This window comes from Sneathiella sedimenti (genome assembly GCF_017313765.1).
GTDB classification, from domain to species: domain Bacteria; phylum Pseudomonadota; class Alphaproteobacteria; order Sneathiellales; family Sneathiellaceae; genus Sneathiella; species Sneathiella sedimenti.
Genome location: NZ_JAFLNC010000004.1, coordinates 217737 through 237454, shown reverse-complemented (window position 1 = coordinate 237454; position 19718 = coordinate 217737). Strand labels below are relative to the sequence as shown.

Sequence of the window (19718 nt, the reverse complement as noted above, 5' to 3'; positions counted from 1 at the left end):
CGTCGTGGAAATGGTGACCCGATGACAGACCTGCCCCTTCTTGCCGTCACCATGGGCGATCCGAGCGGAATCGGGATCGAGATTACCGCCAAGGCCTGGACCCTTAGAAGGGAGCAAGAGCTCGCGCCGTTTTTCCTGATCGGCGGACGTGAAACAATCAGGGCGCAGCTTCGGACGTTCGAGCCTGAAGTCCCGCTCCGGGAAATCTCCTCCCCCGACGACGCGCGGGCGGTGTTCGCGGATGCCCTCCCCGTCCTGCCGCTCGACCCTGCACTCAACGCGGCGGAACAGACCATCGAGGCCATCCGCCTCGGCACCGAGCTGTGCCAGCAAGGCACCGTCCATGCCATTGTGACCAACCCGATCCACAAGAAACGGCTGTATGAGGCCGGGTTCACCCATCCGGGCCATACGGAATATCTCGCCGCGCTTGATCATCGGCCCGGCCAGTCGGTGATGATGCTCGCCTGCCCAAAGCTGAAAGTGGTGCCCGCCACGGTCCATATCCCGATCCGCGAGGTCCCGGCGCGGCTTACCGCAGAGGGTCTCACCCATGTGATTGAGACGACCCATACCGACCTGAAGCGCCGCTTCGGCCTTGAAAACCCCCGCCTTGTCGTTGCCGGGCTCAATCCCCACGCCGGGGAGGACGGCAGCATCGGCACGGAGGAGGAAACCGTTATCCGCCCTGTTGTCGAGAAGCTGGACGCCGACGGAATGAACATCTCCGGCCCCTTCGCCGCCGACAGCCTGTTCCATCCGGCAGCGCGGGAGAGGTATGACGCGGCGATCTGCATGTATCATGACCAGGCACTGATCCCGATCAAGACCCTCGATTTCGACGGCGGCGTGAATGTCACGCTCGGCCTCACCTTCATCCGTACGTCGCCCGATCACGGCACGGCGGAGGATATTGCCGGCAAGGGCCTCGCCAACCCGTCCAGCCTGATTGCGGCGATCCAGATGGCGGCCGTTATGTCCAGCACAGACAATGACTGAGGGCGACGACCTGCCACCCCTTCGGGAAGTGATTGCCCGCTATGGCCTCAATGCGGAAAAATCACTGGGGCAGAATTTCCTGCTCGACCTCAACCTGACGGGCCGCATCGCCCGCTGCGCAGGAAAACTAGACGGCGAGACAGTCATCGAGATTGGCCCCGGCCCCGGTGGCCTGACCCGCGCGATCCTGGACGCGGGCGCGGCACGGCTCATCGTCATCGAGAAGGACCGCCGCTGCCTCTCTGCCCTTGATGATATCTCGAACGCCTATCCCGGCCGCCTCGAAATCATGAATGAGGATGCGCTGGAGATCGACGAGACCGCGCTGTTTGACGGCAGGGCGAAGATCATTGCGAACCTGCCTTATAATGTGGCGACGCCGCTGCTGATCAAATGGCTGAACAGGCGGGAACGGTTCTCGAGCCTTACCCTGATGTTCCAGAAGGAGGTTTCCGACCGGATCACGGCGGTCCCCCGCACCAAGGCCTATGGCCGTCTCAGCATTCTCTGCCAGTGGCTGTGCGAGACTAAGCGGGAGTTTGACATCTCGCCGCGCGCCTTCACCCCGCCGCCAAAAGTGACCAGCACGGTGGTGACCCTGCGCCCGCGCGAGACTCCGCTCTATCCCGCCGATCAGGCTGTGCTGGAGACGGTTGTTGCCGCCGCCTTCGGGCAGCGCCGCAAGATGCTGCGCGCCAGCCTCAAGCCCCTCGGCAAGCCCGCCGAGGAGATCCTGGAACAAGCCGGGATCACCCCAACCCGTCGGGCCGAGGAACTATCGGTTGAGGAATTCTGCGCATTGGCGCGAGTCTACACGGCGGCCTAGTACCCTTCGCGCAGACGGCTGACAAACTGGATCAGGCCGGTGCGGCGGGTACGGCGGACGCGCTCCGCGGTCAGGATCGCCTTTACCTCCGCAAGACAACGGTCCAGGTCATCATTGATGACCACATAGTCATATTCACTCCAATGGCTGATCTCCTCAGCCGCCTTGGACATCCGCTGGTCAATCACCTCGGCCGGGTCCTGCGCCCGCGTCTTCAGGCGCTTTTCCAGCGCCTCGGTTGACGGCGGCAGGATAAAGACGCTCACCAGATCGGTGCGGGCCTTATGGGCGAGTTGCTGCGTGCCCTGCCAGTCGATATCGAAGAGGATGTCCTGCCCCTCCGACAGCGCGTCCTCCACGGGGCCGCGCGGTGTGCCGTAGTAATGGCTAAACACCTTGGCATGTTCCAACAGCTCGTCGCGATTGATCATCAGGTTGAAATCCACCGGCTCGACGAAGAAATAGTCCTTGCCGTCCTGCTCTCCCGGACGGCGCGGCCGGGTGGTGGCCGAGACCGACATGACCAGATTGTCATCCTCCTTCAGCAGCGCGCGGGAAATGGTGGTTTTCCCGGCACCCGACGGGGAGGAGAGCACCAGCATGAGGCCTCGTCTTGTCAGGGCCTCCGTCTCGACTTCAGGTGACATCTTCAACTCTTCCTACTCAATATTCTGAACTTGTTCGCGCATCTTGTCGACCAGCACCTTGAGGTCGAGGCCGATCTGGGTGAGGTCCCGGTCATGGGCCTTGGAGCAGAGGGTGTTGGCCTCGCGGTTGAACTCCTGGCAGATGAAGTCCAGCCGTCGCCCCACGCCGCCCTTCGTACTGCTTTCCAGCAACTCTCGCGTTGCCACGATATGGCCGGTGAGCCTGTCGATCTCCTCGGAGATGTCCGCCTTAGTGGTGAGCAGCGCCAGCTCCTGCTCCAGCCGCCCCTCCTCCAGTTCCGCCGCCTCCAGGATCAGGGCCATCTGCGCCTTGATCTTGGCACGGGCCCGTTCGGGCCAGCTTTTGGTGATCTCACCTGCGCGACCGACCAGCGTTTCAATTTCGTCCAGCTGCGCGAGCAGAACCGGGTGCAGCTGCGCCCCCTCTTCCGCGCGCGCCTGTTCAAGGCTGTTGATCAGCTCCTCCGCCGAGGCCAGCAGCGCCGCCGCGAAGGTCTCCGCATCGACATCTGCCGCCGGGTCCTCCTTCGGCTCGATCACGCCGCGCAAGCCCAGCATGCCGTCCATCCGCGGGCGGCGGGCCTGCCCGTCCTCCACATAGTTCCCGGCAAGGGCAAGAAGCTCTTCAAGAAAATCCTGATTAACGCGATAGGCGACGCCGGTGGTCCGGCTTTCAAGCTGCAGGTGAAGATTGATATTGCCCCGTTCGAACCGGGCCTTGACCGCTTTTCGCAACTTGTCTTCGAGATAGTCGAAGCCCGACGGCAGGCGGCAGCGTACTTCCAGCCCCCGGCCGTTGACGCTTTTCACTTCCCAGAGCCAGCCGACCCCGTCAAGCGAACCGCTCGCCCGGGCAAACCCCGTCATACTGTTAATGGTCAAATCGGCCTCATGCGCAAGGGTAAAGGATCTGGAACCCTGTATATCCGCTTCCGCGGAAGGCGACAAGCGCGCGGCGTTATTTTTTGGGCGCGCGCAATGCTTTCGCGCCCGTCGCGGGTGTCGTCCCGGACGCCAGCCAGCCTGTCACGGCGTTGAGGGCACGCTGCACCCCGGCGAACAGGATCGCAGACAGCAACCCGCCGATGAAGGCCGCCATATCGAGGGCGAAATCCGCTGTCGCGTCGGTCATGGGCAATCCGATCTCAACCACCGTGAAGAAGACCGTCCCGGTCAGGCCACCAAGCGCGCCGCGCAAACCCGGCGAGTAGCGGACACCCCCGTCAAACCGGCGATGACGCACCGCCTGTCCTATATTGAGGGTCAGCAGGCTGAGCGCCCCCACTGTGCCCCAGAGAAAGGCCGCCAGAAGGCCAAAGGACCAGATTAAATCCGCGGCAAACTCATCGGTGAACATTTCCCCCGACAGATGCCGCGCCAGCAACAGCATCGGAAAGACCATGATGGTCAGAATCGCGATCGCGAGGGGAAGCGCCCAGAGCAGCGGCGCGCCGGCCGCGCTGTCCTGCAAGGTTGTGCCATTCACCCCGGAGGCGGCAAAGGTTGCGGCGGAAATCTTGCGGTAAGCCGCCTGTAGGGTGTGATAGCAGGCTTTCTTCTCCGCCGTGGTTTTGGCCGCCGCACTTACCGTGATCGCGGTATCGAGGGCGCCGAGTTCCGCGGGCGGCAGTTTCGAGGGGTGATCAAGCAGGTAATCGGACAGACCCCGCGCCCTCTCCAGCAGCGCCGCCAGATCATCGGGATCGGCGTCTTCCTCCCCGTCTGTGGCTTCCTGGGCGGGCAGCGCCGCCGGGGAATCGGCTTTCGGGGCCGGCTCTTCGGGTAAGGCGGGCGGATCTGCCGGTGCCGCCGTCTGCTCGGGCGGCTTGCCGGGTGCCGCCAGCACTGGCTCCCGGCGCGAGGATTCGCCCGATGCCGTCCCTTCCTGTTCCGGTGTCGGGGCGTCGGATGCGGCGGCGGGGACCGAGGTTACTGCCTCTGGCTCGGCCTGTGGTTCGGGCGCGGTTGGTGGCGCGACGGGCGCCTCGGTCTTCTTTATTGCCTCTGTCTCTCCTGCCTCCTCTGACGTCTTGGCTGGAGAGGGCTGGACCGCTATTGTTTTGGGAGGTGGTGATGTCGCCGCCGGGGCGGTCGATGCCGGGCTCGGGTTCTTGATATTCCTGTTCACCAGCTCGAGGGAGGACGCATCCAGCGTCTCGATTTCTTTGCGCAAATCCAGGAGCGCCTCGCGCAGGTCCTGCCGCTGCCTGAGCAGCGTTTGTATGGTATCCGTACTCACCGCCATGAGCCACCCGCTCCTTCGTCCGTTATTTACGGCTATGACGTTCGGATGGTGATTTTTGTGTCAAATCGGGCGACGGGGTTGGAAACTACTTCTTCTTGTTGAGTTTTCGCCATTTGCGGACATTGTCGTTATGCCCGGCGAGGGTGGTCGAGAAGGCATGCCCGCCGGTGCCGTCGGCCACGAAATAAAGGAACTTGGTTTCTTCGGGCTGCAGCACAGCGCTCAGACTTTCAAGGCCCGGGTTGGCGATCGGCCCCTTGGGCAGACCCATCATCTGGTAGGTGTTATAGTCGGTCGGGGTGGCCAGATCCTTCTTGCTGAGCGGCCGGCCAAGATCGCGCATGCCTTCGGTAATGCCGTAGACCACGGTCGGGTCCGATTGCAGCATCATCCCTTTGCGCAGGCGGTTGAGAAACACCCCGGCAACCCGCGGCCGTTCCTCTGCAAGCGCGGTTTCCTTTTCGACGATGGAGGCGAGGATCACCAGGTCCGCCTCTGATTTCAGCTCCGGCGGCAACGGCGTCGAGGCGATGACCGAGTCAATCGCTCCCTGCATCGCCGTGGCCATGCGGTCGATCAGTTCATCGCGGCTATCGCCCAACCGGTATTGGTAGGTTTCCGGCAGAAACGCCCCTTCGGGCATATTGCGGGTGATCTCCCCCTCCAGTCCCGGGGCCGCCTCGATAAGCGCCTTGATCTCTCGGCTTTGCAGACCTTCAGGGATGGTCAGCCGCCGCTCGATCACCTTGCCCGAAACGAAAAGCGCCATCAGGTCGATGCCGGAAATGGCGGCGGGAATCTGGTATTCCCCAGCCTGCAGGCGCGCCGCCTTGTCTTCAAGTCTTACACCAAGAACGAACGCCAGATCATTGTTTATAATTTGATTTTTCTCAAGATCGACGGCAAGGGCACGCAGGCCTGTTCCCTTCTCGAGGACATAGACCGTTTCCGTGTCAAGCGGGCCCTCGGCATTGAACAGGTGCCAGCCATACCCCAGTATCCCCGCAAGCGCGAGGCCCGCGCCGACGATCAGCGCAATCAGGGTATAGAGAACCGGCCTCATCGTGGCATCCGCCCCTACGCGGGTCAGACGCGCTTCATGACGAGGCTGGCGTTGGTGCCCCCAAACCCGAAGGAGTTGGAGAGAACCGCATCCACCTTCTTTTCCTGCGCCTTGTTCGGCACGAGGTTAAGCTCGCAGCTTTCTGACGGCTCCTGCAAGTTGATGGTCGGCGGCAGGATCCCCTCATTCATCGCGAGGATGGAAAAGATCGCTTCCACCCCGCCCGCGGCACCGAGCAGGTGGCCGATGGCGGATTTGGTGGAGGACATGGCGACATTCTTCGCCTGGGCGCCGAACAGCCGTTCAACCGCGCCGACCTCGATGAAGTCAGCCATGGTCGAGGTGCCATGCGCATTGACATAGCCGATGTCGTCGACGCTCAGGCCGGATTTCTTCAGCGCCATCTGCATCGCGCGATAACCGCCGTCACCATCCGACGCGGGCGCCGTGATATGATGGGCGTCGCCCGACAGGCCGTAGCCCAGAACCTCGGCGTAGATTTTCGCGCCGCGCTTCTTGGCATGTTCATATTCTTCGAGAACGACAACACCTGCGCCCTCGCCCATCACGAAACCGTCGCGGCCCTTGTCATAGGGGCGAGAGGCCGTTTCCGGCGCATCATGGTAGGAGTTGGAGAGCGCCTTGGCGGAGGCAAACCCGGCAATGCCGAGACGGCAGATCGCGCCTTCAGCGCCACCGGCCACCATCACGTCGGCGTCGTCATCGGCGATCATCCGCGCGGCGTCGCCAATCGCATGGGCGCCGGTCGAGCAGGCGGTCACCACGGCGTGGTTCGGGCCCTTGTAGCCGTGACGGATGGACACCTGGCCGGAGACCAGGTTTATCAGCGCGCCGGGAATAAAGAACGGCCCGATGCGCCGGGGTCCGCGTTCATGGAGGGTGATGGCATTCGCCTCGATCGACGGCAGGCCACCGATACCGGACCCGATGGTCACGCCGGTGCGGCAGAATTCTTCTTCTGTCGACGGTTCCCAGCCGCTGTCCTTGATCGCCTCATCCGCGGCGGCGATGCCGAACAGGATGAAGGAATCGACTTTACGCTGTTCTTTCGGCTCCAGAACATTGTCTGCAATAAAGGCATCCGGTGTATCGGGATCGATCGGCACTTCACAGCCGTAGCGAACCGGCAGGTCCGTCGTATCGATCTTGGTGAGCATTCCTGCTCCGGATTCACCGTTGATCAGCCTCTTCCATGTCGGCTGAACACCGTTTGCCAGAGGGGTCACAAGCCCCAACCCGGTTACCACCACTCGTCGCATGCGTCACCCAATGATTAGTTTCAGGAAAGGGAGTTCGGGGCCCAGGGCCCCGCCCGATCAAGCAGCTTCGATATGCGTGATCGCGTCTTTCACTGTCAGAATTTTTTCAGCGGCGTCATCCGGAATCTCGATTCCGAATTCTTCTTCGAACGCCATCACAAGCTCAACCGTATCCAGGCTGTCTGCCCCCAGATCGTCAATGAAGCTCGCTTCGTCTGTTACTTTGCTTTCATCTACACCGAGATGCTCAACGACGATTTTTTTTACACGCCCTGCGATATCACTCATAGCTGTATCCTTAGATAATCCGACAGTTCAAAATTATATGTGCTCATTCCTTACCCCCAAGGTGCTAAAAATTCAAGCACCATTGGCGGTCAATTTGGTGCGGCTTCCTAACATACTTTGTTCGTCTTGCAAAGAAAACCTCACCGCGATTTGATTTTATATGGGGCCCGGGCTGTCCCGGTCAAATCATTGCCATGCCGCCGTTGACATGCAATGTCTGCCCGGTCACATAGGCCGCCTCGTCCGAGGAGAGATAGACAACTGCCGCCGAAATATCAGCGGGATCGCCGAGTTTCCCGGCAGGAACCGCTGTAAGAAGCGCCTCTTTCTGGGCATCGGGCAGCGCGGCGGTCATCGCCGTCTCGATAAATCCGGGGGCCACACAATTTACCGTGATACCGCGGGTTGCGACTTCCTGCGCGAGGGATTTCGACATGCCGATCATCCCCGCTTTCGAGGCCGCATAGTTCATCTGGCCCGGATTGCCGGTCACCCCGACGATGGAGGTAATGCTGATGATCCGCCCCGAACGCCGCTTCATCATGCCGCGCAGAGCGTTGCGCGATAGCTTGAACGCGGCCTTGAGGTTGACATCCATGACCGCATCCCAGTCCTCATCCTTCATCCGCATGGCAAGCCCATCGCGGGTCAGCCCGGCATTGTTGACGAGAATATCGAGCTGGCCCATTGCGTCCTCGGCCTGCTTGATCAGGTTATCCACTGCCGCCATGTCGGAGAGGTTGCAGGGCAGCACATGGACGCGATCCCCGAGTTCGGAGGCCACCACCTTCAGCGCATCCTCCCGCGTGCCGGAAAGGGCGACCGTTGCGCCCTGCTTGTGCAGGTCCCGCGCAATCGCCGCGCCGAGACCGCCGGAGGCACCGGTAACCAGTGCGCATTTTCCTGTCAGATCGAACATGTATAGAATACTCCCGTTTCCCTTAGAGTTTCGCCAGAAAAGCGTCGATATCCGCCGGCGTCCCGACGGCCGAGCCGGTCATCTCGCGGTTAATCCGGCGAACCATGCCGGTCAGGATCTTGCCGGCGCCGAGCTCGACCAGCTCCGAAACCCCCTGCTCGCCCATATAAAGGACGCTTTCACGCCAGCGCACCCGGCCCGTCACCTGCTCCACCAGCAGCCGGCGGATGGTGTCCGGGTCGCTCACCTCGCTTGCGGTCACATTGGCGACCAGCGGCACGCGCGGCGGCGTGATCACGACCTCTTTCAGCCGTTCCGCCATCTCGTCGGCGGCGGGCTGCATCAGCGGGCAATGGAACGGCGCGCTCACCGGGAGCAGCATGGCCTTCTTCGCGCCCTTCTCCTTGGCAATCTCGATCGCCACCTCGACGGCGCCCTTGTGACCGGACAGAACGACCTGCCCATCCGCATTGTCATTGGCGGCAGAGACAACCTCGCCGGCCTTGGCCTTTTCACGCGCCTCGGCAACGACTTCCTCGACGGGCTCGATATTAAGACCCAGAAGCGCGGCCATCGCGCCGACACCAACCGGTACCGCCTGCTGCATGGCCAGGCCGCGCGCTTTCAGAAGCCGCGCCGCATCAGAGAGGGTCAATGCGCCCGCCGCCGTCAGGGCCGAATACTCGCCCAGTGAATGCCCGGCGACATATTTGGCGGTCTTGGCAAAATCCATATTGCCGTCTTTTTCCAGGATCCGGACCACGGCCATACTGACCGCCATCAGCGCGGGCTGCGCATTCTCGGTCAGGGTCAGTTCCTCGATCGGGCCTTCGAACATCAGTTTGGTGAGGTTCTGGCCAAGGGCCTCATCCACCTCTTCGAAGACTTCACGGGCGGCGGCGTGGCTCTGCGCCAGCTCCTGCCCCATACCGACGGCCTGGCTGCCCTGGCCGGGAAATACAAATGCACGTGTCATGGTTTTTCGGGTCCAATTCTGATCAAGTTACTGTCACAGTCATATTGCAGCAAAATTTCCTGTCAAGCCCACTTGCATATAGTGGTAAAATCTGTATAGTCCGCCGCCTCAATACTCCTTGCCGACGGAGGTCGGCTAAGTCTGTTCGGTTACGCTGTGTAACTCCAGACATTCAAGAGCCATAAGGAGCTTTATATATGCCTCTGTATGAGACAGTTATTATTGCGCGTCAGGACATCTCCACCCAGCAGGTGGAAACGCTGACCGAAAATATGTCCAGCTTTATCACCGATGGTGGCGGAACCGTCGCCAAGGTCGAAAACTGGGGCCTTCGCAATCTTGCCTACAAGATCAAGAAAAACCGCAAGGGCCATTACGTTCTCCTCAACCTCGACACACCGGTCGACGCCATGAAGGAAATGGAACGCAATCTGCGTCTGAATGAAGACGTGCTGCGCCACATGACCATCAAGGTCGAAGAGCTGGAAGAAGGCGATTCCGTCATGCTGCAGAGCCGCAGCACCCGTCCGGAACGCCGTCGTGATTCTGAAGAAGATGGCGATGATGCGAAACCCGCAAAAGCCTCTGACGATGATGATGATGCCGAGAAAACAACTGATGAAGGGGAAGAATAATGGCTGACGCACAACGCCGCCCGTTTTTCCGCCGCCGCAAAACCTGCCCGTTCACGGGAGACGGCGCGCCGAAGATCGACTATAAAGATGTCAAGCTTCTGCAGCGCTACGTGTCTGAGCGCGGTAAAATCATGCCAAGCCGGATCACCGCCGTTTCCGCAAAGAAACAGCGCGAACTGGCAACAGCGATCAAACGGGCCAGAAACCTCGCACTCCTGCCGTTTCTTGTAAAATAGAAAGCCGGGGGCGGCGCAAGTATGCAGGCCCCGGAATATATTGACTATGGTCAAGGAACTGGCAGTTGCCGTTGCGCTCGGTGTTCTGAATACCGCGCTCGTCATGCTTTCCATCGCGGGAAATGCTGGCGGCTCCTCTTTTGGGACGGCGCTCCAGACCCTGATCTTTTGGATATTGTCACTGGTCCCGCTGTTCGTGTCCGGGCTGGGGTTTGGGCTGAGAAGTGCCCTGATCTCGATCCTGAGCAGCGTATTGGTCGCAGCGATTGCGATCAATCCGAGCTTCGCTCTGGCCTATGCAGTGATTTCCGGTGCTCCGGTTATTCTGCTGGTGCGTCAGGCGCTGCTATGGCGGGAAACGGATGGCGTAAAATACTGGTACCCGGCCGATTATCTGATGATATGGTGGGCGGGTATCTGCGTCGGACTAACGTTGCTGGCCATGGGCCTGCTTCAATGGGACGATGCGCTGCGGCAGGGTCTGATCGACGGGTTCGACCAGATGCTGGTGCAGATGACGGAAATACAGGGTGTCGCCCCGGCACTGACCGGCGCGGAATTTGTGATGCTGATGCCACAATTTCTGGGTCCGTTGTGGGGAGTGTTTATCCTGTTGAGTGGCTGCCTCGCCCAAGGGGTGCTGGTCCGCTTTAACAGGAATCTCCGGCCGACACCGGAACTGACGAAGATGGCGCTGCCCAACTGGCTGGCGCTGGCCTTCATCGGAGCGACGGTCCTCAGCGTCCTGCTGGACGCGACCGTCCCTCTTCTGGGGGCGCTTGTGATCACGCTGGAGATACTGTTCTTCCTGCAGGGAATGGCGGTCATCCATGTGGTGTCGCATAGGTGGAACGGCCGCCCGTTTATACTGGGCGCGATCTATGTGGCGACGGTTATGATGTTATGGCTGGTCCTGATAATCGCGATATTGGGGCTGATGGAAAATTGGGTTGGGTTCAGGCGCCGCTTTGCCGCACCCCCCCGCCAGGAGGAAGACTGATGGAAGTAGTATTACTGGAAAGAGTTGAGAAACTCGGTCAAATGGGCGACGTCGTAAAAGTCAAAAACGGCTATGCCCGCAATTATCTGTTGCCGCAGAAAAAGGCGCTTCGGGCGAACAAGGAAAATCTGTCGATTTTCGAAGCCCAGCGCGCCCAGCTTGAAGCGGACAACCTGAAACGCCGCGCAGAAGCGGAAAAGGTCGGGGAAAAGCTCGATGGCCAGGCCGTTGTCCTGATCCGTGCCGCCTCCGAATCCCAGCAGCTGTACGGTTCGGTCAGCACCCAGGACATCGCCAAGGCGGTTACCGAGGCTGGCTTCACCGTGACCCGCAAGCAGATCGAGCTGGACAAGGTTCTCAAAACCCTTGGCCTGCATGACATCAAGGTGCGCCTGCATCCGGAAGTTGCCGTCGGTGTGACGGTCAACATCGCCCGCTCCGCTGAGGAAGCGGAAATCCAGGCCCGCGGCGAATCTGTCGAGGAAGCTGCCGAAGCTGCACTTAACGAACGCGATGAAGCGGTCGTCAATGTCTTCGAATCCACCGCCGATGTGGATGTTGAGGAACTTGAGCAAGTAGCCGCCGGCGAAGAACCAAAAGACGACGCGTAACCCGCCTCCTCTTGAGAGTTGAAAAACGGTGCCTTCAGGGCGCCGTTTTTTTATCCCCGAAGTTCACAGCCTGTGGATAATCGTTATCCACAGAAATTACATTTCTCTTTCTGGACCATATTCAGAATAAACGTGAATAGCAGCCGGTGGCTGTGCTAACATCCCCCCATGGAAACCGTATCGCTTAACGACGACCGTCTGGACGAGGACAAGGCTGGCCCCGCCTACCGCACGGCCCCGCATAATATTGAGGCGGAGCAGGATCTTCTCGGCGCGATTCTCGTCAACAATGACGCGGCGGCCAAGGTATCTGGCTTCCTGAAGGCGGAGCATTTCGCCGAGGACGTCCATCGGCGCATTTATGATGCCGCCACCCTGCTGATTGAGCGCGGGGAAATCGCCGACCCGGTGACGCTCAAATCCTATTTCGACCGCGACGAAGGCCTCGCCGATATCGGCGGCTCGCAATATCTCGCCCGCCTCGCCGCCTCCGCCACCGCGATCATCAATGCGGAGAATTACGGCCGGCTGATCTATGACCTTGCCATGCGGCGGGAGCTGATCCTGCTCGGCGAGGAAATCGTCAACACCGCCTATGATTCGGATCTGGAGGAAACCTCCCAGTCGCAAATCGAGAATGCGGAGCAGAAACTCTTCTCCCTCGCCGAGAATGGCGTGCATGAAGGGGCACTGATGCCGATCCGCCTCGCCGTGGACGAGGCCCTGAAATCCATCGAAGAGGCATTCCAGCGCGACGGCAATCTGGTCGGCGTGACGACGGGCCTGAAAGACATGGACGGCAAGCTCGGCGGCCTGCACAAGTCCGACCTGCTCATCCTCGCCGGACGTCCGTCGATGGGGAAAACCTCTCTCGCCACCAACATCGCCTATAACGCGGCGAAGGCCTATCACGCGAGCGACGGCAAGGAAGGCGCGGTTGTCGGCTTCTTCTCCCTTGAAATGTCGGCCGAGCAGCTGGTCGGCCGTGTCCTCGCCGAGGCGACCGAGATCAGCTCCGAAAAGCTCCGTCGCGGCGATCTCTCAGATGACGAGTTCGCCAACAAGCTGGTTCCGGAAACGGCGCGGCTCTCCGAACTCCCGCTCTATATCGACGATACGCCCGCGCTCTCCATCGCGGCGCTCCGGACCCGCGCACGGCGGCTCAAGCGCAGCCACGGCCTCGGCCTTATTGTGGTTGACTATCTGCAGCTGATGAAAGGTTCCGGCCGTCGCGCCGAGAACCGCGTGCAGGAAATCTCCGAGGTGACGCAGGGGCTGAAAGCCGTCGCCAAGGAGCTGGATATCCCCGTAATTGCCCTTTCCCAGCTCAGCCGCCAGGTCGAGAACCGGGACGACAAGCGGCCGCAGCTTTCGGACTTGCGCGAATCCGGCTCGATCGAGCAGGACGCCGACGTGGTCATGTTCGTGTATCGCGAAGGCTATTACGAGGAACGCAAGGAACCCGCCGAGGGCACGCCCGAGCATGCCGACTGGCAGGAACGCATGGGCCGCCTCCATAATCTCGCGGAAGTGATCATCGGCAAGCAACGTCATGGCCCGATCGGCATCATCAAGCTGCACTTCAAGCCGGAATTCACCCGCTTTGGCGACTACATCTCCGACGAATATCTGCCGGAACATCACTAGGAGCGCCGCGGATGGAGCGTAAACTGGCGGGAGCGCATCTGACGATCAATCTCGGGGCTCTCAAGGAAAATTACTGCTTGCTGCGGGACAAGGCCGCGCCCGCCGAATGTGCGGCCTCGGTCAAGGCCAATGCCTATGGTCTCGGGATCGAGAAAGTCGGCCCGGCCCTCTATGCAGCGGGGTGCCGGCGGTTTTTTGTTGCCCTGCCCGGGGAAGGCGTTACCCTACGCGCGCTATTGCCCGACGCCAAAATCCATATTCTCGCCGGCCTCCTCCCCGACACGGAGGAAATCTATCTCGCGCATCGCCTCGATCCTGTCCTCAACTCCCTGCATGATATCCGCCAATGGGCGGCGTTCGCGAAAACACGCGGGCCGCTTCACGCGCTTTTGCATCTGGATACCGGGATGACCCGCCTTGGCCTGCTGGAGGCAGAGATCCGGGAACTCGCCGCGGCGCCGGAGCTGCTCAACAATATCGAGATCGACTTCGTGATGAGCCATCTTTCCTGCGCCGATGTGGCCGACGATCCGATGAACCGCGAACAGCTTGAGAAGCTCGAGTTTTTCCGGAGCATCCTGCCCAAGAAGCTACGCAACACGCCGGTTTCCTTCGCCAACTCCGCCGGGATTTTCCTCGGGCCCGACTATCATTTCGACATGGTCCGGCCGGGCATTGCCCTGTTTGGCGGCAACCCCCATGCCGGCGCGCCCAATCCGATGCGGGAGGTGGTGCATTTGCGCGGACGTATCCTGCGGGTGGCGGACGTTGACAGCGAATTTCCCGTTGGCTATGGTGCGACATTCCGAACTGAGGGGTCGAGCCGGATTGCAACCGTTTCTGTCGGCTATGCAGACGGCTATTTTCGCGTCCTGGGTAATAAGGCTGAATGTGCGATTAACAATATCAAGGTTCCAGTAGTAGGACGCGTTTCCATGGATATAATCACCGTTGATGTCAGTAAGGTTCCGGCGGGCGATTGTGCACCCGGCGCCTTTGTCGACCTGATAGGCGGCGCAGTCCCGCTTGATGAAGTGGCGGTCCATGCGGACACCATCCCCTATGAAGTCCTCACCGCGCTTGGCAGCCGCTATTATCGTGAATATCTGGACGCGGCGGTCTAGGACATGGAACATAACTTTCTAGCCACTATTGGTCGGGTTTTCCTCTCCTTCATGGCAGCGGTCGGCCGGATCGCCATCTTCACCGCCCACAGCCTGCGTCATTGCATCGTACCGCCCTATTATCTCCGCCTTCTCGGCAAGCAGATGATGGATATCGGCTATTACTCCCTCCCCGTTGTGGGGATGACGGCGCTATTCACCGGGATGGTGCTGGCGCTGCAGATTTATGTCGGCTCCTCCCGCTTCAATGCGGAGAGTGCCGTCGCGACAATCGTTGTCATCGGCCTCACCCGTGAACTGGCACCGGTGCTATCGGGTTTGATGATCGCCGGACGTGTGGGCGCGGCCATCGCCGCCGAGATCGGCACCATGCGGGTGACCGAGCAGATTGACGCCCTCGTCACCCTCTCCACCAACCCGTTTAAATATCTCGTCGCGCCGCGGCTGATTGCCGGGCTGGTAACGCTCCCCTTCCTCGTGCTGGTCGGCGATATCATCGGGGTGTCGGGCGGCTTCCTGGTGGCGACGGAAAAGCTCGGCTTCAATGCCAGCAACTATCTTAACAACACCTTTGAATTCCTCGAAATTCGCGACGTGGTGTCCGGCCTGATCAAGGCCAGCGTGTTCGGCTTTATCGTCACGCTGATGGGCTGCTACCACGGGTTCAACTCGACCGGCGGCGCGCAAGGGGTGGGCAAGGCGACAACGAATGCGGTGGTCTCCTCCTTCGTCATGATCCTGATCAGCGACTATTTCCTCACCGTCCTGCTGATCGATTAAGCCGATGTCGGACGTCCCAAAAATCGAGCTTCGCAACGTCTGCAAGGCGTTCGGCAAGAAAGTCATTCTCGACAACCTCAACCTTTCCATCATGGCGGGGGAATCGCTGGTTGTCATCGGCGGTTCGGGCACTGGCAAGTCGGTGATGCTGAAATGCATCCTTGGCCTGCTGAAACCGGAAAGCGGCCAGATCCTCATCGACGGGGAGGATATCACCAACGCCAACACCCATAAGCGCGAGCAGATCCTGCGGAAAACCGGGATGCTGTTCCAGTATGCGGCGCTGTTCGACAGCCTGACCGTGTGGGAGAATGTCGCCTTCGGCCTGATCCAGGCCCATGGCATGAACCGCAAGGACGCGAAGGACATCGCCATCCAGAAACTGGCGCTTGTCGGCCTCGGTCCCGATCTCGCGGAAAAACACTCGGCGGAGCTTTCCATCGGCATGCAGAAGCGCGTCGGCCTCGCCCGGGCCATCGCGGCGGACCCGGAGATCATCTTTTTCGATGAGCCGACGACCGGCCTCGACCCGATCATGGGCGACGTGATCGATAACCTGATCCGTGATTGCACGCAGGATCTTGGCGCCACCACCCTCACCATTTCCCACGATATGGAGAGCGCGCAAAAAATTGCAGACCGCATCGCCCTCCTTTATAAGGGAAGTGTTGTGTGGGCGGGGCTCGCCTCGGAGATTCATACCTGCGGTGATCCCTATGTGGAGCAGTTCGTCCATGGCGATGTGGACGGGCCGATCAAACTGGATATTTTGAAACCCTGAATGGCGGATGGCCGCCCCTATTGAATTTATGACGGCTGTGACCGGATTTTTTTGGACGGAAAGCTGAATGGCGCGATCCAGCGAACAATTCACCTGCCAAAGTTGTGGCGAAACCTACCGGAAATGGCAAGGCCGCTGTGAGTCCTGCGGGGAGTGGAACTCTCTGCTGGAAAGCACGGCCGATGTCGCCGTGCCGAGCGGCCTCAGCACCGGCAAGGGCCGCGCCCTCACCTTCACCGCGCTCAATGCCGACATCTCCGAATATAAACGCACGGCCAGCCAGATCGGGGAGCTGGACCGGGTACTGGGCGGCGGCTTCGTCCCCGGCTCCTCCATCCTGATCGGCGGCGATCCGGGCATCGGCAAGTCGACCCTGCTGTTACAGGCGGTCGCGAAAATGGCGATGGCGGGCTCCCCCTGTATCTACATCTCCGGCGAGGAGGCAACGCAGCAGATTTCCATGCGCGCCCAGCGGCTCGGCCTTGCCGACGCGCCGGTGCAGCTGGCCTCCGCCAACTCGATCCGCGATATCATCACCAGCGTGGAAAAGACGGCAACGCCGAAACTGCTGGTGATCGATTCGATCCAGACCGTCTTTGCCGACAACCTGCCGAGTGCCCCGGGCACGGTCGCGCAAGTGCGCGCCTCCGCGCAGGAGCTGATCCGATTGGCCCGGAAAACCGGCACCAGCGTCATCCTCGTCGGCCATGTCACCAAGGACGGGCAGATCGCCGGCCCCCGCGTGCTGGAGCATATGGTCGACACCGTGCTCTATTTCGAGGGCGACCGTGGCCATCAGTTCCGTATCCTGCGCGCGGTGAAAAACCGCTTCGGCGCGACGGACGAGATCGGCGTGTTCGAGATGTCGGATGCCGGGCTGAAGGAGGTGGCGAACCCCTCCTCCCTGTTTATCTCAAGCCCCGACAAGACAATCAGCGGCGCCTCCGTCTTTGCCGGCATGGAGGGGACGCGCCCGCTGCTTGTGGAAATCCAGGGGCTGGTCGCGGCCACCTCGCAGGCGACGCCGCGCCGCGCCGTAATCGGCTGGGACACCAGCCGCCTTGCCATGGTGCTGGCCGTGCTCGATACCCGCTGCGATCTCTCCTTCGCGGGCAGCGAGGTCTATCTCAACGTGGCAGGCGGCCTGCGCGTGCAGGAACCGGCGGCGGACCTTGCGGTTGCCGCAGCGCTTGTCTCCTCCATCTCGGACATTCCGGTGCCGCCGGGCAGCCTGTTTTTCGGCGAGATCGGCCTGTCGGGAGAGATTCGCCCGGTTGGCCAGACCGACGCCCGTTTGAAGGAGGCGGCGAAGCTCGGCTTCACCACCGCCATCATCCCCGCCGGCAGCAAGGTCAAGGCCGGCCCCATGAAGATTATCGAAATTGAGCATTTACGGGAAATCGTCTCGCTTTTCTCCGAGACAAAACCGATGACCCGGGCAGTATAGGAGTACCCATGGAAAATATGCCCATCCAAGGCGCGGACGCCGCCATACTGGTCATTCTTCTCATCTCGGCGATTTTCGGCTTCATCCGCGGATTCGTGAAGGAAACGCTCTCGGTGGCGGGCTGGGTCGGTGCAATTTTCCTCAGTCTCTACCTGTTTCCGATTGCCCAGCCGATCGCCCGGGAGTTCATTCTGAACCTGCTGATCGCAGATATTTTGACCGGGGCGGTGATTTTTATTCTCTCTCTGGTCATTTTGTCCTATATCAGCCATGCAATCTCGGAAAAGGTCAAGGCGTCGAGCCTTGGCGCGCTGGACCGCTCGCTGGGGATTTTCTTCGGCATCGCGCGCGGCGCTATCCTGCTCGGCATTGCCTGGCTGGTTTTCGTCCAGTTCATCCCGGAAAAGGATCGGCCGGAGTGGATATTGCAGGCGAGGATGCTGCCGATTATTGAAGCAAGCGGAGAATTCGTGGCGCGGCTGTTGCCGCCCGATATGCAGGAGAACCTGAATATTTCGAAAGAAAGCGACAAGGACACGATGGATCGCCTCAAGCAGAAATATGACGAGTTGCCCGACGGGGTCAAGGATGGCCTGAAAAACAGTGTCGACGGGGCCGTGAACCTCCTCGACAAGGGCTATGACGACAAAGCCCGCCAGCAAATGGAAAACCTAACCAAGAGCACACAGGAAAAACCCAAATGACTGAGTCTTCCGCCGCCCACGTTTCTTGCAATCCGTTCGATGATGACAAGCTGCATGAGGAATGCGGGGTTTTCGGAATTTACGGCCACCCGGAAGCGGGCGCCCTCGCCGCCCTCGGCCTTCATGCGCTGCAGCATCGCGGCCAGGAAGCCGCCGGGATCGTCAGCCATGACGGCCGGCATTTCCACAGCCACAAGGCCATGGGCAAGGTCGGCGACAATTTCTCGACCGAGGAAGTCATCAAGAGCCTGAAGGGCAACGCCGCGCTCGGCCATAACCGCTACGCCACCACCGGCGGCACCGTGCTGCGCAATGTCCAGCCGATCTTCGCCGATCTCGCAAATGGCGGCCTCGCCGTCGCCCATAACGGCAACCTGACCAATGCCTCCACCCTGCACCGCCGCCTCGTGCAGGAGGGCAGCATCTTCCAGTCGACCATGGATACCGAGGTGATCATCCACCTGGTCGCCAACAGCAAGAAGACCCGCGTTGTTGACTGCCTCGTCGATGCGATGTCGAAAATCACCGGCGCCTATTCCCTCGTCGCCCTGACCAGCAAGAAGATGGTCGGCATGCGCGACCCGTTCGGCGTGCGCCCGCTGGTGCTCGGCAAGCTCGAGAACGCCTATATCCTGACGTCGGAGACCTGCGCCCTCGATATCATCGGGGCGGAGTTTGTCCGCGATGTCTCGCCGGGCGAGGTTGTCGTCGTCGATGACAGCGGCATTTCCACCCATTTCCCCTTCTCCACGCCGCCCAAGCGCTTCTGTGTGTTCGAGCATATCTACTTCTCCCGTCCCGACAGCGTGGTCGAGGGGCGCTCGGTCTATGATGTGCGCAAATCCATCGGCAGCCAGCTGGCCACGGAAAACCCGGTCGAGGCCGATCTCGTGATTCCCGTGCCGGACAGCGGCACGCCCGCCGCCATCGGCTATGCGGAAAAATCGGGCATCCCCTTTGATCTGGGGATCATCCGCAACCATTATGTCGGCCGCACCTTTATCGAGCCGACGGACCAGATCCGCCATCTCGGCGTCAAGCTCAAGCATAACGCCAACCGCGCCCTGATTAACGGCAAGCGGGTCATCCTCGTCGATGACAGTATCGTTCGCGGTACCACCTCCACCAAGATCGTGCAGATGGTGCGCGAGGCCGGCGCGACGGAGGTGCATATGCGCATCGCCAGCCCGCCCACCACCCATAGCTGCTTCTACGGGGTCGATACGCCGAGCCGGGCGAAACTCCTCGCCGCACAGTATGAGCTTGCCGAGATGTGCGCCTTTATCGGCGCGGACAGCCTCAACTTCATCTCCCTCGACGGTCTTTACAAGGCCATGGGCGAAGAGGGCCGCAACGCGAAACAGCCGCAATATTGCGATGCCTGCTTCACCGGCGACTACCCGATCGAGCTCGTCGATAACGAGAGCGGCGTCGACAAGGAGCTGACCCTGCTCGCCGAACGATATTAAACCGATAAATTAGCGAAAGA

21 protein-coding genes are annotated in these 19718 nt (G+C 60.7%); 13 read left to right on the top strand and 8 right to left on the bottom strand.

Going from position 1 to position 19718, the window contains the following annotated elements; translation table 11 throughout:
• The first annotated feature begins 21 nt into the window (after positions 1–21).
• Positions 22–999, top strand: a complete 978-nt coding sequence (pdxA, locus tag J0X12_RS12905) for a 4-hydroxythreonine-4-phosphate dehydrogenase PdxA (protein WP_207046418.1) — start codon at positions 22–24, stop codon at positions 997–999.
• A complete protein-coding gene (gene rsmA, locus J0X12_RS12900; protein WP_207046416.1) occupies positions 992–1825 on the top strand; it encodes a 16S rRNA (adenine(1518)-N(6)/adenine(1519)-N(6))-dimethyltransferase RsmA in 834 nt (277 codons plus the stop codon). Before pdxA ends, rsmA begins: the two co-directional genes overlap by 8 nt.
• Here the strand turns inward: rsmA and gmk are convergent.
• From gmk to fabD, 8 genes are all read right to left on the bottom strand, one after another.
• Positions 1822–2472, bottom strand: a complete 651-nt coding sequence (gmk, locus tag J0X12_RS12895) for a guanylate kinase (RefSeq protein ID WP_207046415.1) — start codon at positions 2470–2472, stop codon at positions 1822–1824. The two genes, rsmA and gmk, sit on opposite strands and share 4 nt — an antisense overlap.
• Positions 2473–2484: 12 nt before the next feature.
• The gene (locus J0X12_RS12890; protein WP_207046412.1) at positions 2485–3375 is read right to left on the bottom strand and encodes a YicC/YloC family endoribonuclease; all 891 of its coding nucleotides are present in this window, start codon (positions 3373–3375) and stop codon (positions 2485–2487) included.
• Positions 3376–3451: 76 nt separating this feature from the next.
• Positions 3452–4738, bottom strand: a complete 1287-nt coding sequence (locus J0X12_RS12885; protein WP_207046410.1) for a hypothetical protein — start codon at positions 4736–4738, stop codon at positions 3452–3454.
• 85 nt (positions 4739–4823) lie between these two features.
• Positions 4824–5801 carry an endolytic transglycosylase MltG gene (gene mltG / locus J0X12_RS12880; protein WP_207046407.1) on the bottom strand — a complete coding sequence of 326 codons (978 nt, stop codon included), beginning with the start codon at positions 5799–5801 and terminating at the stop codon, positions 4824–4826.
• 23 nt (positions 5802–5824) lie between these two features.
• Positions 5825–7081, bottom strand: coding sequence for a beta-ketoacyl-ACP synthase II (fabF, locus tag J0X12_RS12875; RefSeq protein WP_207046405.1), 1257 nt, complete (start codon positions 7079–7081; stop codon positions 5825–5827).
• Between the two features lie 57 nt (positions 7082–7138).
• Positions 7139–7369, bottom strand: a complete 231-nt coding sequence (locus J0X12_RS12870; RefSeq protein WP_161337809.1) for an acyl carrier protein — start codon at positions 7367–7369, stop codon at positions 7139–7141.
• Between the two features lie 181 nt (positions 7370–7550).
• Positions 7551–8288 carry a 3-oxoacyl-[acyl-carrier-protein] reductase gene (gene fabG / locus J0X12_RS12865; RefSeq protein WP_207046403.1) on the bottom strand — a complete coding sequence of 246 codons (738 nt, stop codon included), beginning with the start codon at positions 8286–8288 and terminating at the stop codon, positions 7551–7553.
• A 22-nt stretch (positions 8289–8310) separates the two neighbouring features.
• A complete protein-coding gene (gene fabD / locus J0X12_RS12860; protein WP_207046401.1) occupies positions 8311–9264 on the bottom strand; it encodes an ACP S-malonyltransferase in 954 nt (317 codons plus the stop codon).
• Between the two features lie 197 nt (positions 9265–9461).
• Between fabD and rpsF the strand changes: the two genes are divergently transcribed.
• The 11 genes from rpsF to purF all read left to right on the top strand — a co-directional run bounded on the left by rpsF (position 9462) and on the right by purF (position 19698).
• Positions 9462–9899, top strand: a complete 438-nt coding sequence (rpsF, locus tag J0X12_RS12855; RefSeq protein ID WP_207046399.1) for a 30S ribosomal protein S6 — start codon at positions 9462–9464, stop codon at positions 9897–9899.
• Positions 9899–10135, top strand: a complete 237-nt coding sequence (gene rpsR / locus J0X12_RS12850; RefSeq protein ID WP_161315505.1) for a 30S ribosomal protein S18 — start codon at positions 9899–9901, stop codon at positions 10133–10135. The genes rpsF and rpsR overlap by 1 nt, the downstream gene beginning before the upstream one ends.
• A 46-nt stretch (positions 10136–10181) precedes the next feature.
• Positions 10182–11135: a DUF2232 domain-containing protein gene (locus J0X12_RS12845; RefSeq protein ID WP_207046397.1), complete on the top strand. Its 954-nt coding sequence runs from the start codon at positions 10182–10184 to the stop codon at positions 11133–11135.
• Complete coding sequence (rplI, locus tag J0X12_RS12840; protein ID WP_207046395.1) at positions 11135–11746, top strand: 50S ribosomal protein L9; 612 nt, start codon at positions 11135–11137, stop codon at positions 11744–11746. The genes J0X12_RS12845 and rplI overlap by 1 nt, the downstream gene beginning before the upstream one ends.
• 168 nt (positions 11747–11914) lie before the next feature.
• On the top strand, positions 11915–13393 hold the full coding sequence (locus J0X12_RS12835) for a replicative DNA helicase (RefSeq protein ID WP_207046393.1): 1479 nt from the start codon (positions 11915–11917) through the stop codon (positions 13391–13393).
• Between the two features lie 11 nt (positions 13394–13404).
• Positions 13405–14517: an alanine racemase gene (gene alr, locus J0X12_RS12830; RefSeq protein ID WP_207046391.1), complete on the top strand. Its 1113-nt coding sequence runs from the start codon at positions 13405–13407 to the stop codon at positions 14515–14517.
• Positions 14518–14520: 3 nt separating this feature from the next.
• Positions 14521–15297, top strand: a complete 777-nt coding sequence (locus J0X12_RS12825; protein WP_207046389.1) for an MlaE family ABC transporter permease — start codon at positions 14521–14523, stop codon at positions 15295–15297.
• Positions 15298–15301: 4 nt separating this feature from the next.
• On the top strand, positions 15302–16078 hold the full coding sequence (locus tag J0X12_RS12820) for an ABC transporter ATP-binding protein (RefSeq protein WP_207046387.1): 777 nt from the start codon (positions 15302–15304) through the stop codon (positions 16076–16078).
• A gap of 67 nt (positions 16079–16145) precedes the next feature.
• On the top strand, positions 16146–17525 hold the full coding sequence (radA, locus tag J0X12_RS12815; RefSeq protein ID WP_207046377.1) for a DNA repair protein RadA: 1380 nt from the start codon (positions 16146–16148) through the stop codon (positions 17523–17525).
• Between the two features lie 8 nt (positions 17526–17533).
• Entirely contained in the window at positions 17534–18229 is a 696-nt protein-coding gene (locus J0X12_RS12810; RefSeq protein ID WP_207046375.1) for a CvpA family protein, read from the top strand.
• Complete coding sequence (purF, locus tag J0X12_RS12805; protein WP_207046373.1) at positions 18226–19698, top strand: amidophosphoribosyltransferase; 1473 nt, start codon at positions 18226–18228, stop codon at positions 19696–19698. The genes J0X12_RS12810 and purF overlap by 4 nt, the downstream gene beginning before the upstream one ends.
• The last annotated feature ends 20 nt before the right edge of the window (positions 19699–19718 follow it).

What these genes read in the sequence shown, in the direction of transcription:
- J0X12_RS12885 (WP_207046410.1), bottom strand. Translation starts at nt 4,738, where the DNA reads ATGGCGGTGAGTACGGATACCATACAAACGCTGCTCAGGCAGCGGCAG.
- fabD (WP_207046401.1), bottom strand. Translation starts at nt 9,264, where the DNA reads ATGACACGTGCATTTGTATTTCCCGGCCAGGGCAGCCAGGCCGTCGGT.
- rsmA (WP_207046416.1), top strand. Translation starts at nt 992, where the DNA reads ATGACTGAGGGCGACGACCTGCCACCCCTTCGGGAAGTGATTGCCCGC.
- J0X12_RS12825 (WP_207046389.1), top strand. Translation starts at nt 14,521, where the DNA reads ATGGAACATAACTTTCTAGCCACTATTGGTCGGGTTTTCCTCTCCTTC.
- rpsR (WP_161315505.1), top strand. Translation starts at nt 9,899, where the DNA reads ATGGCTGACGCACAACGCCGCCCGTTTTTCCGCCGCCGCAAAACCTGC.
- J0X12_RS12820 (WP_207046387.1), top strand. Translation starts at nt 15,302, where the DNA reads ATGTCGGACGTCCCAAAAATCGAGCTTCGCAACGTCTGCAAGGCGTTC.
- purF (WP_207046373.1), top strand. Translation starts at nt 18,226, where the DNA reads ATGACTGAGTCTTCCGCCGCCCACGTTTCTTGCAATCCGTTCGATGAT.
- alr (WP_207046391.1), top strand. Translation starts at nt 13,405, where the DNA reads ATGGAGCGTAAACTGGCGGGAGCGCATCTGACGATCAATCTCGGGGCT.
- rplI (WP_207046395.1), top strand. Translation starts at nt 11,135, where the DNA reads ATGGAAGTAGTATTACTGGAAAGAGTTGAGAAACTCGGTCAAATGGGC.
- mltG (WP_207046407.1), bottom strand. Translation starts at nt 5,801, where the DNA reads ATGAGGCCGGTTCTCTATACCCTGATTGCGCTGATCGTCGGCGCGGGC.
- pdxA (WP_207046418.1), top strand. Translation starts at nt 22, where the DNA reads ATGACAGACCTGCCCCTTCTTGCCGTCACCATGGGCGATCCGAGCGGA.
- J0X12_RS12845 (WP_207046397.1), top strand. Translation starts at nt 10,182, where the DNA reads ATGGTCAAGGAACTGGCAGTTGCCGTTGCGCTCGGTGTTCTGAATACC.
- fabF (WP_207046405.1), bottom strand. Translation starts at nt 7,081, where the DNA reads ATGCGACGAGTGGTGGTAACCGGGTTGGGGCTTGTGACCCCTCTGGCA.
- radA (WP_207046377.1), top strand. Translation starts at nt 16,146, where the DNA reads ATGGCGCGATCCAGCGAACAATTCACCTGCCAAAGTTGTGGCGAAACC.
- gmk (WP_207046415.1), bottom strand. Translation starts at nt 2,472, where the DNA reads ATGTCACCTGAAGTCGAGACGGAGGCCCTGACAAGACGAGGCCTCATG.
- rpsF (WP_207046399.1), top strand. Translation starts at nt 9,462, where the DNA reads ATGCCTCTGTATGAGACAGTTATTATTGCGCGTCAGGACATCTCCACC.
- J0X12_RS12810 (WP_207046375.1), top strand. Translation starts at nt 17,534, where the DNA reads ATGGAAAATATGCCCATCCAAGGCGCGGACGCCGCCATACTGGTCATT.
- fabG (WP_207046403.1), bottom strand. Translation starts at nt 8,288, where the DNA reads ATGTTCGATCTGACAGGAAAATGCGCACTGGTTACCGGTGCCTCCGGC.
- J0X12_RS12870 (WP_161337809.1), bottom strand. Translation starts at nt 7,369, where the DNA reads ATGAGTGATATCGCAGGGCGTGTAAAAAAAATCGTCGTTGAGCATCTC.
- J0X12_RS12835 (WP_207046393.1), top strand. Translation starts at nt 11,915, where the DNA reads ATGGAAACCGTATCGCTTAACGACGACCGTCTGGACGAGGACAAGGCT.